Raw genomic sequence first — 16,570 nt, forward strand, 5'->3', positions numbered from 1 at the left:
GACTCCTATAAGTTATTAAACACTGGCTCAGCTAATCAACACATAAATTGCCACTGACATAATAAAAACATTAATATAAAATAACGAAATTTGTAGATGTTGAGAAACAGCCAAATCAGCGGTCTCACTATCATGATAATTGACAGGAAATAATTTTCGAAGTCCGTCGCCAAAAATTATTGGTAAGGTCATCAACATCAAATAAAAATATCTAAATTGAACCCCTTTGATATACAAATCCCCAGCGTTAAATCCAACACGGTTGTCTCCAGCCATTGCATAGATTACAAGGAATGAAATGATCATGTAAATGCCAATAAATACAAGTTTAATTTTTTTGCTAACTTGAAAATCAAGTCGAACAGTGGCCAATACAAGTAAGACAACAAAAACAAGTGGTAGCATCGCATTTACAATTTGTGAACCGTGTTGAGCATAATATAAAGGTGCTGGTGGATTCTTTGAAATATCCGATCCAGAAAAATTACTTAGGGAGCCCAGTCCATCATTTATAAATGTCCTAATGATTGGAAATGGATGTTTAATAAAGTAAGTGGCATCAACTGCATTTGTAATTACTGTAGGTTTGCTTTCAACTGTTGCCTGTGAAAAATGCCGAATGAGTTTTGGACTCACATACCACAAGACTGCAATTAGAAAACTTCCTAAAGTCGCCAAGCCGTAAAAAAGTTTATCTTTTGCTTTGACAAATTTGTCTTTCGAAATAAAGAGTGGAAGAATTCCCATTAAAACGTAAGGAAACTTTGGAAATATCATTAAAGTTGTCGCAAGCAGATATAAACTTAGATTTTTTCGACTTACTTTTTCATCTGAGAAGAACCTTGTTAAGAGACCTATAATCAACATCGAAAGGCCATAATAGAGCCAATCATACTGGAAACCTGCGATAATCCACAAATTTGTAGGAAATACAGCAAAAAGGAAGATCACTTCTCGATATTTTTTACCTAATTTCAGTGCCAAAAAGGCCATTAAAGCATAGGCAAGGACATTAAATATTCTTCCTAAATAATAAGAGACAAATATCCTTGAACTCACTAACCGACCAACTGCCCATCCAAGCGCATTTGGAATTTCGCCAATATTATTAACCCCCGTTATCTTGCCTGAATAAGTCGAAGGTTCATGTTTTTCATTAAGAAATTCTCTCGAAAACCCATTTTTAGTGTGAACCGCATTCGGTTTTCTCAACGAATCATATCTCTCGACTGTATTCCAATCGGGCTGAACCATGGTTTCACGTGCAAAAAGTTGGCCATCAGCCAAACGAATTGCCCAAGTCAAATGTGTTTCTTCATCCAGTCCAAATTGAATCGGCTTAATAATCGAAATTCCTATTCCTAAAAATAAAATAATGACAAAAGCATTGCGAGGGAGATGTTTCACATGTTCAAAATTGACAAAAATAATGGCTCCAATAACTGAGGCGATAAAAATAATAGCTCTTGATGTATTGGGAAGTTGATTCGGAATCGTATTAATTGCGAGTTGTGCAGCAAGAAGTGTAACTAAACTAACAACTAAGATTATGATTTTCTTTTTATATTTCATACCCCACCTAGAAATTTTTTGGTAAATTTACTCCTAAATTGTGAACAATAGAATTTAATTTAAGTAATCTAGTGTTCAGTTTATAAGTCACTAACATCCTTGCCAAGAAGTTTATAGACACGATACTTTATTAGTCGGATTGATTTTTTAATCAGCAATTTACCAACATACCTCAATCGAATGTCATCTGAATTTTCAGGGCTAATGTGGAAACGTTGGTTCAGTGTTCGCGCATCAATAAATGGGCTGAGCTTGACTTGATTTGGACTGATGTTAAAGTCCATTTCTTTATCCCAAGCAAGATAAATTAACATCCGTTCAATTGCATGCAAAATTGTATTTTGTGGCAAAGGCTCATCTGGTATTTCTCGATCCATAATTTCCAAATTAAATAAGGGAGTGAGGATTTCTGATTTAGCCCAGAAGAAGGTTCCATAACTCATTGTAAATGTATTAAAATCATGGAAATTCACTTTTTTGTTCATTTTCATTCTTTTCCATACATCATTCATAATTGGCGCAATTTGTTTATTCTCATTGTCAGCGTCAACAATTCTATTAAACCTAAAGAAGCTTGGGATGTCAGCAATGACAATTCCTAATTTTTTATTTTGTTCAAAATGAGCCATGATGTTATCAGCTGGTTTGATTAACATGTCAATCAACTCAGTTCTCCAAGATTCTCCCGCAAAAAAGGCTGCTTCTAATGAACGTTTTGTGTGAAAATGTCCCACGATGTCATATTTTTTTAATTCATCTTTAAGTGCCAAAAATGGAATAACATCACGCCCACGATTGGGAGTCCTAACCAGAGTTGCTTTAACCTTACGTCGAGTTAATGTTTCCTGAATGATTGTTTCTTTTTCATCCGTATTTGTGGTTAAAAATAAATCATAGTTAAATGAGAAATTTTTAAATGCATCTAGAAATTCTTCCAGTAATTCTGGATAATAAACGTGTAAATGTACGGCAACGCTCTGATGAATTACTGTTTCTGGCAAAGTTGTAATCATTTTGCTTGGCAATAAGAAGTTGGAATCAGGGTAGCCGACTGTGCTAAGGTGTTCGACAATAAGCGATTTGGGATAATCCGTGTTTTTATCAATGTAATCAAGCATATAATAAGCAATGCCGTTGCTTTCAACACTTTGGAATGCTTTAACCTTGATAAATGGAACTTTTTCTCGAAGAATCACATCTGGAGCATAATAAGAAAAATCAGGGTGAAGAAGATTCTTTGCATCTAAATTCCGCGTGTCAAGAATTGATTCATAATGAAATCCCGCATCCATAAATACTTTGGTGGACTGAATTTCATAATGGTCAATTACATCTTGCACATTCGTATAATCAACAATGTTTTTCCAAAAATCAGTAAACACATCTGATTGAATCACATTCTGATTGAAAACCTTATAATAAGACTGAATATGTTCATCAAAATAGTGATTTTTCGATTCACGGTAGGCACGATGGTTCGTCACTCCCCAAAAATCAACATTTTGTGCTTCATATTTTTCATAAATTGGAGCCATATCATAAAGAGGACCAAAACAGGTATCATTCATCAATGTGACAGAATCGTAAGATCTCAGCTCGTCAACCCCCACTTTGTTCATCCCATCACGCCATGCAGCAAAATCAAAGCCTTTGTTTTCACGCTGAATGAACTCATCAACAAACTCAGAAAGTTGACTTTGATATTGAGCTGGCAACTCACTATTTGAGATAAAAATTACTCTTTCAAATAATTTTCTCATCTGATTGAGTTGATAAATGACGTGCCCACTTAATTCTTTATTTCGATTAAAGTGAACGTAAAGTAAAAGTCGTTTCATTGATTACCCCTGGATTAATTTCCCTTCAATTTTTGAAGAAATTTATAAATTCTCGTGTTCTTAATAGCCTCTAGTTCTCGATTTTTCTCATCGAGTTCTTTTTCAAAACTATTAAGTTCTTCTTCTTTTGCGGATAAAAGATTTTTTAATGTCTTCACTTCTTTTTGAAAATTAGAAATATGTGAATCTTTTTCCTGAATTTTTTGATTGGCTTCAGTTAACTTTTCATTATTTTCCAAGTAACTTTTTAACCATAACTTAATATTTGCTTGACTAGCTTTTAATATTTCATCTGGTATAATTGCATGATATTTTTCTAAAAGATAGAAATATGCATCATAATATTTATCCCAGTTCCCTCTTTCAGTGCGGGAATTATCTAAAACGCGATAGTTCAACTTTGTTTCTTTGACAAATATCGGTTTTGCTTGATTTTTTAGGATTAAGGCAAGCCAAAAATCGTAATCTTCAAGTGCTTTGTGGTCCAATTGCTCATCAAAGCGGACATTCGAAACTTTAGAAACGCGAACCAACGAGGACATATCAATCAGATTGCCTTCAAGTTCTTTTTCCAGCTTAAAATCCAAGTCATCACGTAAAACATGACGATCATGAACAAAATCCCACAGTTGACAGTAAGCGATATCAGCATTACTTTTTTGTAAGGAATGAACTAAAATTTCAATATGTTGAACATCAATATAATTGTCACTGTCTATAAAAAGAAGATAATCTCCCGTTATTTTAGTTAAGGCCTCATTCCTTACTGCGACAATTCCCCGATTTTCTTGAGAGAAATAAGATGTTTCTGCAAATGGACTTTCTTTTAATAACCGTTCGATTACATGACCAGACTGGTCAGTGGAGCCATCGTTGAAGACGATTAATTCAATGTTGCTGTATGTTTGATTGAATACACTTCGTAAACACTGTTCAATGTATGCCTCATGATTGTAACAAGTGATAACAACAGAGACTTTATCTAGCATAGTCTCTCCTTTTCTATGCATTATTGGTCCAAGTCGGAGTTACATGCAAGATGTAAGACCGGTAAAAAGTAATGCACAAATACAAAATAGAAATTGTGATTATTGTCCATACTGACAGCTTTTTAATCGCCTTATCAGACATGGTAAAATTGAACTTTCGTCCTAAATTTTGAACAAAAGGAACAAATAGAAACATAAACGGTGATAAATAGCGGCCTTGCAAATTGGCACTTGCTAACGCAGCATTTTCAATAAAGAATCCTGCAAATATCCCTAACCAATTGACCAAATAAGTCATGCTGAAGAAAATGACAGTCCCTTTCGACCAACTTACTTTAAATTCTCCCATCATCACGATAAATAGAATTAAAATGAAGATGATATTGATAAAACCAGGTAAAGTTGTTGGAACAATTTGCCACATCTGTTTTGCATTATTGCTCATCATTTCCACATTCATATAATTTTCTATGAATTTTTTTATGATTGTGAAAATTGGAATTTTCTTATTTACAAAATAAGTTGCTATAAATATTATACCAAGAATCAATGCCGAGAGGGAAAATTTTCCTGATATTTTTAGACTTTTTAATTTTTTAATTATCGGTCGATAAAACATTGGAAGTCCCAAAAAGGCAAAAATTGCAAAGACATAATTAGTTTTTATAAAATAAAATGAGCAAGTGAGAAAAGCCGTGTAAATTGCTTTTTTCAAGCTAACTTCTCGAATTGTTGGAAGTTGTGCGAGGTCAAATAAATTCACTACAAAAGCAGCAAAAACGAGAAAACTAAGCACATCATAGCTTGGACTAAATATTTTTTGAATTCCACCAATCACAAAAAGCAAAATCATCGACCACTTAGCATATTTGTTTTTCTTAATTAAGAAATAAAAAGCAAATGCGAAGAAGAGTAAATTGGCGATACGTCCGCCATAATCCATGATTCCCAAACTTGGGTAAATCAGTCGAGCAATTAAAACACCGATTGCTGCGGGTAAATGCATGAAATCTAATGGGCCAAAGGTGTTGTTCCATTTGCTATAAACGGAAAATCTCACTCCATCATTTTGCAAGTCAACTTTTTTGGTAATCAACTTTTTGTAGAAAGTGGGATTAATTTTCCCCTCTGTCGAAAGCCCAATTGCTTCGAATTCTTTTGCCCGAACCTGTGGATTAGACATTGATTCTGGAGCTTTTGTTGAGAAGAGATTGTAACTCCTGCTAAGGTGATAGCCTTCATCTCCCATGGTTAGAGGTGGAGTAATGAAAACAGCTAGAAAACCGATAACGAGCACTAAAAATAGAAAAATATTTTCTGGCTTTGAATACTTCTTTTGATCGTCAGTTCTTTTCGCTATTTTATTCAAAAGTCCATGCCCCATTTCGTTGAATTAGGCCAGTTGCAGAATCAAGTGCAGACTTATCAGTTTCTGGTATATCATTTCGATTAATCAATATAACTTTTTCATCCGCAAATGCAACCATTTCATCACGCTCATTACGAATGGAGACTTGTAATTTTAGTTTTAAATTGTTAACCTGATCCAACTTACAGGTGTAGACTGCTTTTTTGTGGCCTTGACCTTCGGTCAAATAATCAAGCGAGTTGTCATTGTAAATCCAAATGTTGCGGTCAACATCAGTCAATGAGAAGGCAACATAAGTTTTGATCGCTTTTTTGACACGATAACTTACTTCAAATTTAATCTCATCTTTTGGTGAAATTTTTTGTTGATTGATGAAGTTAACTTCAAGCTGATCAATCCATTCATCTTTAACATCAATATCTAAATTAGAGTTTGCTGTTACTTCAGTTTGTAGATTATCTAAGCTGTATTGGTTGGCAACATCGTTCACGTCGCCTGAAACTTTAATCAATCCGTTCTCAATAAGAATCGCTTTGTTACAATATTTCTTCGCAGCGCCCATGTCATGAGTAACAAGAATCGTTGTCTTTCCAGATGCTTTACGTTCGAGGAAATAGTCGTTACATTTTCTTTGGAAAGATTCATCCCCAACGGCAAGAACTTCATCCAGAACCAATACGTCTCCACGTGCCTTAATGGCTACCGAGAAGGCCAAACGGACCTGCATTCCTGAAGAATAATTTTTTAATTTTTGATTCATAAATTCTTCAAGTTCCGCAAAATCAACAATTTCATCATACATAGCCGCAATTTCCTCGTGAGAAAAGCCGAGCATTGCACCATTCAGGAAAATATTTTCTTTACCTGTTAATTCCGGGTTAAATCCGACCCCAAGTTCAATAAATGAAACTAATTTTCCATTAACTGTCACGTTTCCTTTTTCAGGGGTGTAGATTTGTGAAATAATTTTAAGCAATGTTGATTTACCAGAGCCATTACGTCCGACAATGCCAAAAAAGTCGCCTTTTTCAACGACAAAATCAATATCTTTTAATACGTGTTGTTCTTTATAACCTTTGATTCCGCGTAAACGGTTAACCAAAGTTGTTCTGAGGCTAGAAGTTGCCTCTGTTGGAAGACGGAAGAATTTACTTACGTGATCTATTTTTACTGCAATATTGTCATTCATTAGATAATCTCCGCAAATTTGTTAGAGTTTTTTGTGAAAATCCACAAGCCGATTCCAAAAATAATAAATGGAATGAGATATGGGATGATAATGATGTAAGGTTTATCCGTCATTTGCCACAAAGTTGGGTTAGTATTATTACTGAATGTCAAAATATAACGCATATCTTGAACAATTTGAGCCATTGGATTGAGCATCAAAATTTTGGCAATGGTTGGATGCGTGTGTGAAACTTGGATTATAGGATAAATAATTGGGGTACCATATAAGCCAGTTTGCATTGCCACTTCCCAAATTGGTCCTAAATCACGAAATTTAACAAAAACGGTAGCTAAAATAAAGGCAACGCCTGTAGCTAAAAGGACTAATTCAACTAAAAGCGGAACAACGAAAATCACATTCCATGACATATGAATGCCATTTAGAAAAGCAAAAATAACAACGACAATCAAACTTATCAATAAGTTGATGAAGGCATTTGCTACAACTGAGAAAATGATAATTGGTTTTGAAAAACTAATTTTTCTCAGTAGGTCACCTCTCGAGACAATAGAAACCATTCCCATGTTGGTTGTTTCTGCGAAGAAATTCCACAATGTCAGGGCCAATAAAAGGGCAACAGCAAAGTGGGGAACCGCACTTCCGAAGCGCAAGAAGCGAACGAAGACAAGGTACATGATCACAAAGAGCATGACGGGTTTTAGAATTGACCAAAGATAGCCAATGACTGATCCTTGGTAACGGAGTTTAAAATCTGTTTTTACGAGTTCTTTTAGTAGAATTTGATTTCTACGATTAAAAAAGTTCATGTTAATTATTTTTCCTTTTTGTAACCAAATTTTGTCAGAACAAGAGTTCTGAAAATAAAGGTATGAAGTGGTCTATTTTTTCTCAAATGATAATGTCGAAGTGCATGAATTCTTTTAATAAAAGGTTTTTCCAAGATTTCAACATAGGTCTGTGCCAACATTCGATTTTCTTCTGGCAATTCATCAAATACCAATAATTTTTGTGCTTGTTTTTGACTCGAAGTGATTAACCACCAATATTTTTTTATCCAGTGATTGAACCAATTTTTCATCCTTTTTGTCAATGTTCGAGCACCTAGAACATTATTATCATGTTGACGATAAAGCTCCGTTGGTGTGTCAATAAAGACAAGTTCACCTAAAGCAGCAGCAAGTAGCGCAAGCCACCAATCATGCATGATGATATTTTCGGTATCATGCCATTTTTCAGCAAGTGCATGGTTAATTCCAACCGTACCGCCAGTAACCGTATTTTCAGTCAATTCTTGCACCAATTGAGTGTTGGCATGACCGGATTGATACTTCACCATGGACTCATTCAGGACGTCAAGTGATTTATTGACGATTTTCAAATCGGTGTAATAAAGAATGGGCTTCTGATTATCATGGGACTCTGCTTCTTTTAAGATGACCTCCAACTTGTTTTCGAGCCAATAGTCATCTTGGTCAGAAAAGAAATAAAAGTCTGCTGGTTCAATTTTTGTCAGTGCAAAAAATGATCTGACGACGCCAACATTATCAGCCTTAAGTAACCGAATACGGTGGTCGTGACTGGCAATCTCGTTTACAATTTCGCAGGTTCTATCTTTTGAACCGTCATCTCTGACAATCAAGCTCCAATCACTATATGTTTGCTCTTGAATTGATTTGATTTGGTCAGCGACGAATTTTTCACCATTGTACGTCGACATTAAGATATTAACTTTCAAAAACAAACTCCTTCAAAAATAGGGATTCGTATTGTTCACAAATGTGTTCCCAAGTGTATTTTTCTTGTATTAGCGCCTGTGCTTTTCGGTGCAACAGTGCTTTTTCTTCCACTGTCAGTACGGACAGATTTTCAAGTTGGGCTGTGATTTTGTCTTTGTCAAAATATAGAACTGAATCAGCCGCAGATTGACGGTTAAAATTGACATCGAGAACTAAGTTGACTGGTGTTGACCACATGGCTTCAAGCAGCCCTGGATTTGTACCACCAACTTCATGTCCATGAAGATAGGCAAAGGCATTTTCACGAATAAAGCGCAGTTCATTTTGATCATAAACGGTCCCAACAAATTTCACTCGTGGGTCCTGGTCAAAATGTGTTTTCTCACGTAATGTATCATAGAAAGTATTGCCTTCGTAGTTTGTAATAATGACTAAATCACGTCTGGATCGACTCGCCATGAACCCCGAAATCAGAGTTTCGTAATTGTTTTCTGGAACAAAACGTCCCACAATGAGAAAATAGTCACTAACTTTATATTTTACCAAAGTTTCAGATTCTGTCAAATCTGATTCAACTTGCTCGGTACCATAAGCAATAACGTCAGACTTGACTGAGCCATATTCACTCTTGAGGTAATCTAAAATCCCTTGATTGTCGGAAATAATCAGGTCAGCATGCTCTACCATTTTTTTTTCGGCAAACTTAAGGTATTTCCGTACTGGGGCAGCCCATTTGGTTCTACGCCATTCAAGCCCGTCTGGATTGACGAGTAACGTTCCACCCACTTGATGGATTTTTTTAGCGTAATGTCCAATGACACCACCAATTGTATTCCCCAATATGTAGAAGATCGGCTGTTGAATCTTCTCTTTTTTTATTTGATTAAGTGCCGCATTAATCGCCAGAATATCATAAGCTATAACACGCGCAGGACCAATATTGGGGACTTTGATTGAAAAACAATCTGCGCCTAAATATTCGAAATGCTCTCCTGCGTGTACTAAATCTGCATTCTCGCTTTGACAAGCCACATGATATTTGATATTTTTATTGATTTGGTGCTTGACGAGTTCTTCCACGAAGGTTTCAAAGCCTCCGTATTTTGCTGGAAGTCCTCTACTTCCGATGATAAAAATGTGTTTCATGTTTCTCCATTACTTTGTTTTTGCCAAAGTTATTACCAAAACTACATGCTTAATACTATTGAGCAGATTTGATATCAGAAAGGGTGCAAAATTGCACCGACTTCTCAAAGCGAGAATTCTGTCATCTCTGACAGAATTCTCCGCTCTATTGAGGGGCGACGCTTTATTTAGAAGTATCACCCTTAATTTTGTTTTTGTCAGCACGCAGGTCACCTTGGGCCATCATTTGGGCCAACGCATCTTGCCATGTTGGAATGACAAAGCCTGTTGCTTTTGATTTATCCAAATTCATCGTTGAATTAAATGGACGTTTAGCTGCTTGTTTGAATGCTGACGAGTCAACTGGTTTAACTACTGTATCGGTATCTTTTAAAATTTCGGTTGCGAAATCGAACCAAGTCACATCTTCATCTTTCTTTTTATCATTTGACAAATGATAGAAACCAGATTCAGCATTAACATCAACCAAATGTGTCATAAATTCAGCAAGTGTACGGCTCCACGTTGGAACACCATGTTGATCGTTAACGACAGTCAATTCAGGATGACTTTCAGCTAATTTTTGCATTGTAAAGACAAAATTTGGTCCGTATGAGCCAAAGAGCCAAGCCGTGCGAATGACATAGAACTTCGCACCAGATGCTACAATTGCTTGTTCTCCAAGATCCTTTGTACGACCATATTCTGACTCAGGATGTTTTGCATCATCAGGGAAACGTTCTTCCCCAATTGGCAGGTAACCACCGAAAACATAGTCCGTTGAAATTTGAACCATTGTTGCTCCAACACGGGCACTTGCTTGAGCAATATTACGTGTTCCATCAACGTTAATAAGTTCGCCTAACGCTTTGCCTTCGCCCTCTTCTTTATCAACAGCAGTATAAGCTGCACAATGATAAACGACCGTCGGTTTGTATTCATCAAAGAAGGCATCGACCTTTGCTTTATCGGTAATGTCAAGCTCTGCTGCATCAGTTGCCGTGTAAGTCACGCCACGTTCGTCAAGTAAATAACGAAGTTCTGTACCAAGCTGACCATTACCTCCTGTAATTAAAATCATATTTTTTTCCTTTTTAATATTATGTCTTAAAATCTTTTAATGAAGCTATATCAGCGTCCGAAATGATGGACAATTTGAAGCAATAGAATTAGCAACATCAAAGCAAAGAGCACTATTTCTAAACCATTCCCGATTTTTTGTTTACTTTTATCTTTGAGCAATTGAAATAGAATGAGTCCAATTCCACCACCTAAGCTATTCATCAAGATGTCATTAATATCGCTTGCACCTATGGCAAAGATATATTGAAGTGTTTCGAATATTAAAGTTATTAAGAAAATAACACTTAATGCACTAAACCATTTGAAATGAGTGACCTTACGTAAAAACCATCCTAGTGGTACAAAGGCAAGTACATTGAGTAACATTTCTCTTGTCCCGCCATCATTTACAAAGGGGATTAAATTTAAGCTCCGTCCACTTGCCCGTTGAAAAAAGACAGGTAAATTAATCGAAAGTTTGAACATAATCAGCCAGACCAGGAAAAATAAGTAACACCCAAAACAAATTTGACTGTATTTTTTACTCATTTCAATTCACTTCTGGTGATTCTTTGATTACTTGGCCCAATTGATTCCATTTTTTCAAACAAAGTTTACAATTTACGTCAAGATTTGTTGCCTGCCAAATCGGTTTAGCATATCCCTCAACGCCTTTATCAGTCAACCCACACATTGTTTGATGTTCAGACTGTAAAAAATGGACCTTCTTATTTTTCACATTAATAATTTTTTGCATTTCTGCCTAGTTTCATTTTTCTTATTTTGCTCAATCTTGGACAAAATCGCTAAAAAGATAACAGTAGGGGCAGTAAAGACGGAGTCGAATAAAGGTTCGCGACTGCAGGGTCAGGCAAATAAGCCCTTCTCAACACAGCCCAAATCACTTTTTTCATAGTCAGCCTCATTCAAAATGTTATTTAATAACCTTTTGTGTTTTAGCATATTTTGCTTCGACAGCTTCTTTTTCAGCTTTCCACCAATTTTCGTTTTCACGATACCAGTCGATTGTTGCTTGCAAGCCGCTTTCGAAATCGGTATGTTTAGGAGTCCAACCAAGTTCTTCACGAAGTTTCGTATTGTCAATGGCATAACGTTTGTCATGCGCATCTCCACGAGGGTCTACAACACGATCGTAATCATTTTTATCATGTCCCATACGTGTTAAAATGTCTTCCAAGACTTCCTTGTTATTTTTTTCGCCATCAGCACCGATCAGATAAGTTTCGCCGTAACGTCCTTTTGTCAAAATCGCCCAAACACCAGAAGAATGATCTTCAGTGTGAATCCAATCGCGGACATTTTTGCCGTCGCCGTAAAGTTTTGGCGTAATACCAGCCAAAATATTTGTGATTTGACGCGGAATGAATTTTTCGATGTGTTGGAAAGGGCCATAATTATTTGAACAGTTTGAAATCGTAGCTTTCAAGCCAAATGAACGTACCCAAGCACGGACAATCAAGTCAGATGCAGCTTTAGTCGAGCTGTATGGTGACGTTGGATTATAAGGCGTTTCAGGTGTGAATTTTTCACCAACGCCTTCACCGTGCCCTGGTAATTCTTCACGATAAGGCAAATCACCGTATACTTCGTCAGTTGAGACATGGTGAAAACGCAAATCATACTTACGTGCTGCTTGAATCAAAGTGTAGGTTCCGATGAAATTCGTTTGAATAAATTCATCTTGTGAAATCAAGCTGTTGTCATTATGTGATTCTGCTGCATAATGCACGATCGCATCTGCTTTTGAGGCAACTTGATCGACAATCTCAGGGTCAGCAATATCGCCAACCACGAGCTCAACACGGCCGCTTTCAAATAACATATTAATATTATTTACATTACCCGCGTAAGTAAGCTTATCTAAGACTGTGATATGTACGTCCGGGAAATTATTGTACACATAGTGCACAAAGTTAGAACCGATGAAGCCTGCGCCACCAGTTACCACGATATGTTTATATGGTGATTCCATTTTTTGTTTTCCTTAAATTATTTTATACTCTCGTTCAAACTTTGTTTTCGGCAAAACCTTCGCATATTTTCCGTTGAAAATGAGGATCTCATCTGCGCTGACAGAAATTTTGACAAGCCCGTAGGTATTGACAATAATTAATTTCCGTCCATTTTGTCTAAATCCACCATTTTCGAATGCTTTACGCACCCAATCGGGCTGGCTTTCATTTCCAATTAACCAAAATTCAAGCGTTTTTTTCGTTTTAAGATGTAAGGCTTTCACTTAAAGTCCAAATTTCCAATCTTCAGTCGAAAAAGCGTTAGATTTTCCATAAAGAACTTCTTTTGTGACAGGCTTAACGTCTTTAAGCAAAGGGTGATTCTTGTCTGCTTCAGAAACTTCAGCAGCATCAAGATTTTCCCACTTAATGTCCAATGCTGGATCTGCATAGTTAACAAAAGCATATTTTGGTTTCAGTTCCAATGCCCAATAGTCGTTAACAAGATAGCTATATGAAACTGTATCTGAAAGCACTTGGAAACCATTGGCAACACCACGTGGAATATACATTCCAACACTGGCATCAATAATTGTTTGGTACACATGGCCAAAGCTCTCGCCTTCACGTAAATCGACCCAAGTGCCCAGAACGCGTCCACCATCTGCTACTGAAATGTATTTGTCCCAAGGTTCTGCATGAAGCCCACGCAAAACGTTTTTCTTAGAAAATGAGACATTATTTTGCAATTTTCCTTCTGCAAAAAAGCTTTCTGGAAAGCCCAGTGGAAGCATTTTTTCTTTTTGGAAATTTTCCTTGAACCAGCCGCGATTGTCGCCGTGGACTGGAATATCAAATTTGATCACTCCCGGAATGGCTTCAATAGGATGTGCAGCTAGTTTTTTTTCAAAAAATTCTTCTGTCATTATTATCTTTCTGTAAATTAATTAAATATTCATTGACTTTGAGGTAGCCTGCTTCAACACCATCAACTTTACTCATGTGAGCTCGACCTTCAGGAGTTCGGAAGCGCAATTGGTAATTCATCAAAGTTTGATTTCCTAAATCATGAAAATCCAAAGTCTCAACGGCTTCAACGCTGTCCCAACCAGAAAAATGCCAAGTCGAAATAAGTTTTTTAGACTTTTGGACTTCTAAATATTGACCAAAAAATCGATAAGGTTTGCCGTCAGGGGTGACGAAAGTATAATCGTACATCCCTCCTGGTCGTACATCAAATTCTAAAGCAACAATCTTTTCATCAAATGGTGTCAGCGTCTGCTTTAAATGTTCAGGCTGAGTAAAAACTTCAAAAACAAGTTCCTTTGGAGCTGCAAATTCTTGCACACCCGCAATTGTGACCTCATCTGGATATGAAATTTCCATCTTTTTTCCTTAATTATAAATTTAGCTAAATTACAAATTATTTAACATCGCCTATCAAGCGGAGCAAGTATTGACCGTACTCATTTTTCTTCAATGGTTGAGCGAGTTCACGTACCTCTTCAGCTGTGATGTAGCCCATACGCCATGCAATTTCCTCAAGATTTGCAACTTGAACATTTTGCATCCGTTGAACTGTTTCTATGTATTGAGCAGCTTCAAGCAGGCTTTCGTGAGTTCCAGTATCAAGCCACGCAAAGCCACGTCCCATGAGTTCAACTGAGAGGTCCCCGCGTTCAAGATAAGCCTTATTTACATCAGTGATTTCAAGTTCTCCACGAGGAGAGGGCTTGATACTTTTAGCAATCTCAACAACATCGTTGTCATAGAAGTAAAGTCCTGTAACAGCATAGTTTGATTTAGGATGCTCTGGTTTTTCTTCTATAGAAATAGCATTCATGTCATCATCAAATTCGACCACACCAAAACGTTCTGGATCTGAAACATGGTAACCGAAAACAGTTGCGCCATGTGCTTTTGCTGCTGCACCCTGGAGCATTTTAGACATTCCTGGGCCGTGATAGATATTATCACCTAAAATCAAGGCGACAGAATCGTCCCCAATAAAATCTTCACCTATAATAAATGCTTGTGCCAACCCATCTGGTGAAGGTTGAACTGCATATTGCAAATTAATCCCGAATTCAGAGCCGTCTTGTAACAATTCTTTGAATCGAGGAGTATCCGTAGGTGTAGAGATAATTAAAATATCTTTGATACCTGCCAACATCAGTGTTGAAAGTGGATAATAAATCATTGGTTTGTCATATATTGGCATTAATTGTTTACTAGCTGCACGTGTCAGTGGGTATAGGCGAGTCCCTGAACCGCCTGCTAAGATAATTCCTTTCATTGGAACCTCCATGTATAGTTTATCAGAATAATTATAGCACATTTCAATTATACTGTCATTGACTTGTTTTGTTTCTCCGCCACTATTTGCATTAAAATCACGCAAAAAAAGAGCATCAAGCTCTTTATAATTTTATTTTTGTACGGTTGACATTGGTGCCAATGTTGAACGAATATGGAATTTGCGCTTGAGTAAATATTTTACAACAAGTGCGATAACACCAATCAAAACAGTAATGTAAGAATTGAATACTGGGTTAATTGCACGTGGAAGTAAAACAGAGAATGTTGAGAATGCTGACCAAACGAGAACGACAGCCACAACTAATAACATTTGTTTCCAATTCCATTTGCGACGTTCACCTGTTTGGGCATAGTAGAATTTGTAAATCATATACATGACAAGTCCTGCAAGAGCAGCCATAATGATCGTTGTTACTAAGCCATAGACTTGGGCGCTTTTCGGCGAGAAAAGTGAAATTGCTCCTGTAACCAAATAAATAAAGCCAAAGAATAAGAGCGTGCTATCAAGCCACATCCAAACAGGTTTGTCGTTGCTATTTTTATCATTCGAATTTTTCTTATTTACTGCTGCCTTTGGCACATATTGGTCAACAAACTCAGTTGGTGTACCCAACAGTTTACGAGCAGGGGTTGCTGTTTTTTGACCTTCAATAATTTGTGGTAAGAGTTCATTCAAAATCGTTTTTACTTCGTCGTCTGATTTTCCTACTAACATCAGTTGCTTTGTTACTGCGTGAACATATTCTTTATTCTTCGCTGTTAATTCGTCAATTAAATTTTCCATAAGACCTATTTTATCAAATAATAGAAAAAAAATCAGCAAAAAATGGAAAAAACTTGATTTTTTTATAAATAAAATGTTATAATCGACAAGTATGTTATCCTTTAGGTGCATAAAATTCTATAAGGAGGATCTAATTCATGTCTAAAGTATGTTACTTTACTGGTGCTGGAACTACTGCTTCCAACAACCGTTCACACGCAATGAACCAAACTAAACGTGTCGTTAAACCTAACCTTCAAAAAGTTAAAATCATCGAAAACGGCCAACTCAAAACTGTTTGGGCTACTGCTAAAGCACTCAAAAAATTGCCTGCAGGCGTAGAACGTGCATAATTGAAGTTTTTGCTTGCGCAAGCAAAAAATGGGACTCTGTCATTAATGGCAGAGTTTTTTTGTCCTTAAAATGGACTACTAGGCTATCAGACCTATCTATTAACCAAAATTTCTTTCATCCAATAGATAGGGGCAAAAATGGGGACGTCAATCAGAAGTTTCAGTCAGAAATTACCATAAAAACAATCAAAAAATAATTGATACGATTAGAATTGATATAAAATAGCGGTTGCAAGCCAAAGCAACTGTTTTATTTTGTAAAAATATGATAAAATAAAT

18 protein-coding genes are annotated in these 16,570 nt (G+C 36.5%); 1 reads left to right on the forward strand and 17 read right to left on the reverse strand.

Annotated elements, in window-relative coordinates; all coding sequences use genetic code 11:
• Nucleotides 1–27: 27 nt before the first annotated feature.
• The 17 genes from RT41_RS04935 to RT41_RS05015 form a co-directional block, all read right to left on the reverse strand.
• Nucleotides 28–1,572, reverse strand: a complete 1,545-nt coding sequence (locus tag RT41_RS04935) for a DUF2142 domain-containing protein (RefSeq protein ID WP_096817881.1) — start codon at nucleotides 1,570–1,572, stop codon at nucleotides 28–30.
• 80 nt (nucleotides 1,573–1,652) lie between these two features.
• Nucleotides 1,653–3,410: a rhamnan synthesis F family protein gene (locus RT41_RS04940; RefSeq protein WP_096817883.1), complete on the reverse strand. Its 1,758-nt coding sequence runs from the start codon at nucleotides 3,408–3,410 to the stop codon at nucleotides 1,653–1,655.
• Nucleotides 3,411–3,424: 14 nt separating this feature from the next.
• Nucleotides 3,425–4,399 carry a glycosyltransferase gene (locus tag RT41_RS04945; RefSeq protein ID WP_096817885.1) on the reverse strand — a complete coding sequence of 325 codons (975 nt, stop codon included), beginning with the start codon at nucleotides 4,397–4,399 and terminating at the stop codon, nucleotides 3,425–3,427.
• Nucleotides 4,400–4,412: 13 nt separating this feature from the next.
• Nucleotides 4,413–5,768 (reverse strand): DUF2142 domain-containing protein, encoded by a 1,356-nt coding sequence (locus tag RT41_RS04950; protein WP_245811608.1) that lies wholly within the window; start codon nucleotides 5,766–5,768, stop codon nucleotides 4,413–4,415.
• The gene (locus RT41_RS04955) at nucleotides 5,761–6,957 is read right to left on the reverse strand and encodes an ABC transporter ATP-binding protein (RefSeq protein ID WP_096817890.1); all 1,197 of its coding nucleotides are present in this window, start codon (nucleotides 6,955–6,957) and stop codon (nucleotides 5,761–5,763) included. The genes RT41_RS04950 and RT41_RS04955 overlap by 8 nt, the downstream gene beginning before the upstream one ends.
• Nucleotides 6,957–7,766: an ABC transporter permease gene (locus RT41_RS04960; protein ID WP_096817893.1), complete on the reverse strand. Its 810-nt coding sequence runs from the start codon at nucleotides 7,764–7,766 to the stop codon at nucleotides 6,957–6,959. The genes RT41_RS04955 and RT41_RS04960 overlap by 1 nt, the downstream gene beginning before the upstream one ends.
• Nucleotides 7,767–7,771: 5 nt before the next feature.
• Nucleotides 7,772–8,695, reverse strand: a complete 924-nt coding sequence (locus RT41_RS04965; RefSeq protein WP_281251370.1) for a glycosyltransferase family 2 protein — start codon at nucleotides 8,693–8,695, stop codon at nucleotides 7,772–7,774.
• Complete coding sequence (cps2T, locus tag RT41_RS04970; RefSeq protein ID WP_096817895.1) at nucleotides 8,685–9,842, reverse strand: beta 1-4 rhamnosyltransferase Cps2T; 1,158 nt, start codon at nucleotides 9,840–9,842, stop codon at nucleotides 8,685–8,687. The genes RT41_RS04965 and cps2T overlap by 11 nt, the downstream gene beginning before the upstream one ends.
• A 163-nt stretch (nucleotides 9,843–10,005) precedes the next feature.
• On the reverse strand, nucleotides 10,006–10,902 hold the full coding sequence (gene rfbD / locus RT41_RS04975) for a dTDP-4-dehydrorhamnose reductase (RefSeq protein ID WP_054639776.1): 897 nt from the start codon (nucleotides 10,900–10,902) through the stop codon (nucleotides 10,006–10,008).
• Between the two features lie 50 nt (nucleotides 10,903–10,952).
• A complete protein-coding gene (locus RT41_RS04980; RefSeq protein ID WP_096817897.1) occupies nucleotides 10,953–11,432 on the reverse strand; it encodes a VanZ family protein in 480 nt (159 codons plus the stop codon).
• Nucleotide 11,433: 1 nt separating this feature from the next.
• On the reverse strand, nucleotides 11,434–11,640 hold the full coding sequence (locus RT41_RS04985; protein ID WP_096817899.1) for a hypothetical protein: 207 nt from the start codon (nucleotides 11,638–11,640) through the stop codon (nucleotides 11,434–11,436).
• Between the two features lie 177 nt (nucleotides 11,641–11,817).
• Nucleotides 11,818–12,876, reverse strand: a complete 1,059-nt coding sequence (rfbB, locus tag RT41_RS04990) for a dTDP-glucose 4,6-dehydratase (RefSeq protein WP_054639779.1) — start codon at nucleotides 12,874–12,876, stop codon at nucleotides 11,818–11,820.
• A gap of 12 nt (nucleotides 12,877–12,888) precedes the next feature.
• Nucleotides 12,889–13,140, reverse strand: coding sequence for a hypothetical protein (locus RT41_RS04995; protein WP_054639780.1), 252 nt, complete (start codon nucleotides 13,138–13,140; stop codon nucleotides 12,889–12,891).
• On the reverse strand, nucleotides 13,141–13,782 hold the full coding sequence (locus RT41_RS05000) for a dTDP-4-dehydrorhamnose 3,5-epimerase family protein (protein WP_096817902.1): 642 nt from the start codon (nucleotides 13,780–13,782) through the stop codon (nucleotides 13,141–13,143).
• Nucleotides 13,763–14,242: an SRPBCC domain-containing protein gene (locus tag RT41_RS05005; protein ID WP_096817904.1), complete on the reverse strand. Its 480-nt coding sequence runs from the start codon at nucleotides 14,240–14,242 to the stop codon at nucleotides 13,763–13,765. The genes RT41_RS05000 and RT41_RS05005 overlap by 20 nt, the downstream gene beginning before the upstream one ends.
• Nucleotides 14,243–14,279: 37 nt before the next feature.
• Nucleotides 14,280–15,152, reverse strand: coding sequence for a glucose-1-phosphate thymidylyltransferase RfbA (rfbA, locus tag RT41_RS05010; RefSeq protein ID WP_054639794.1), 873 nt, complete (start codon nucleotides 15,150–15,152; stop codon nucleotides 14,280–14,282).
• A gap of 132 nt (nucleotides 15,153–15,284) precedes the next feature.
• Nucleotides 15,285–15,959 (reverse strand): DUF1129 domain-containing protein, encoded by a 675-nt coding sequence (locus RT41_RS05015; RefSeq protein WP_054639782.1) that lies wholly within the window; start codon nucleotides 15,957–15,959, stop codon nucleotides 15,285–15,287.
• Nucleotides 15,960–16,096: 137 nt separating this feature from the next.
• Between RT41_RS05015 and rpmB the strand changes: the two genes are divergently transcribed.
• The gene (gene rpmB / locus RT41_RS05020) at nucleotides 16,097–16,291 is read left to right on the forward strand and encodes a 50S ribosomal protein L28 (RefSeq protein WP_054639783.1); all 195 of its coding nucleotides are present in this window, start codon (nucleotides 16,097–16,099) and stop codon (nucleotides 16,289–16,291) included.
• Nucleotides 16,292–16,570 lie beyond the last annotated feature (279 nt).

Source organism: Lactococcus fujiensis JCM 16395, from assembly GCF_002441655.1.
Taxonomy (GTDB): domain Bacteria; phylum Bacillota; class Bacilli; order Lactobacillales; family Streptococcaceae; genus Lactococcus; species Lactococcus fujiensis.

Coding starts and splice junctions, on each gene's coding strand:
- RT41_RS04935 (WP_096817881.1), bottom strand. CDS start 1,572: ATGAAATATAAAAAGAAAATCATAATCTTAGTTGTTAGTTTAGTTACA.
- RT41_RS04940 (WP_096817883.1), bottom strand. CDS start 3,410: ATGAAACGACTTTTACTTTACGTTCACTTTAATCGAAATAAAGAATTA.
- RT41_RS04945 (WP_096817885.1), bottom strand. CDS start 4,399: ATGCTAGATAAAGTCTCTGTTGTTATCACTTGTTACAATCATGAGGCA.
- RT41_RS04955 (WP_096817890.1), bottom strand. CDS start 6,957: ATGAATGACAATATTGCAGTAAAAATAGATCACGTAAGTAAATTCTTC.
- RT41_RS04960 (WP_096817893.1), bottom strand. CDS start 7,766: ATGAACTTTTTTAATCGTAGAAATCAAATTCTACTAAAAGAACTCGTA.
- cps2T (WP_096817895.1), bottom strand. CDS start 9,842: ATGAAACACATTTTTATCATCGGAAGTAGAGGACTTCCAGCAAAATAC.
- rfbD (WP_054639776.1), bottom strand. CDS start 10,902: ATGATTTTAATTACAGGAGGTAATGGTCAGCTTGGTACAGAACTTCGT.
- RT41_RS04980 (WP_096817897.1), bottom strand. CDS start 11,432: ATGAGTAAAAAATACAGTCAAATTTGTTTTGGGTGTTACTTATTTTTC.
- RT41_RS04985 (WP_096817899.1), bottom strand. CDS start 11,640: ATGCAAAAAATTATTAATGTGAAAAATAAGAAGGTCCATTTTTTACAG.
- rfbB (WP_054639779.1), bottom strand. CDS start 12,876: ATGGAATCACCATATAAACATATCGTGGTAACTGGTGGCGCAGGCTTC.
- RT41_RS05000 (WP_096817902.1), bottom strand. CDS start 13,782: ATGACAGAAGAATTTTTTGAAAAAAAACTAGCTGCACATCCTATTGAA.
- RT41_RS05005 (WP_096817904.1), bottom strand. CDS start 14,242: ATGGAAATTTCATATCCAGATGAGGTCACAATTGCGGGTGTGCAAGAA.
- rfbA (WP_054639794.1), bottom strand. CDS start 15,152: ATGAAAGGAATTATCTTAGCAGGCGGTTCAGGGACTCGCCTATACCCA.
- RT41_RS05015 (WP_054639782.1), bottom strand. CDS start 15,959: ATGGAAAATTTAATTGACGAATTAACAGCGAAGAATAAAGAATATGTT.
- rpmB (WP_054639783.1), top strand. CDS start 16,097: ATGTCTAAAGTATGTTACTTTACTGGTGCTGGAACTACTGCTTCCAAC.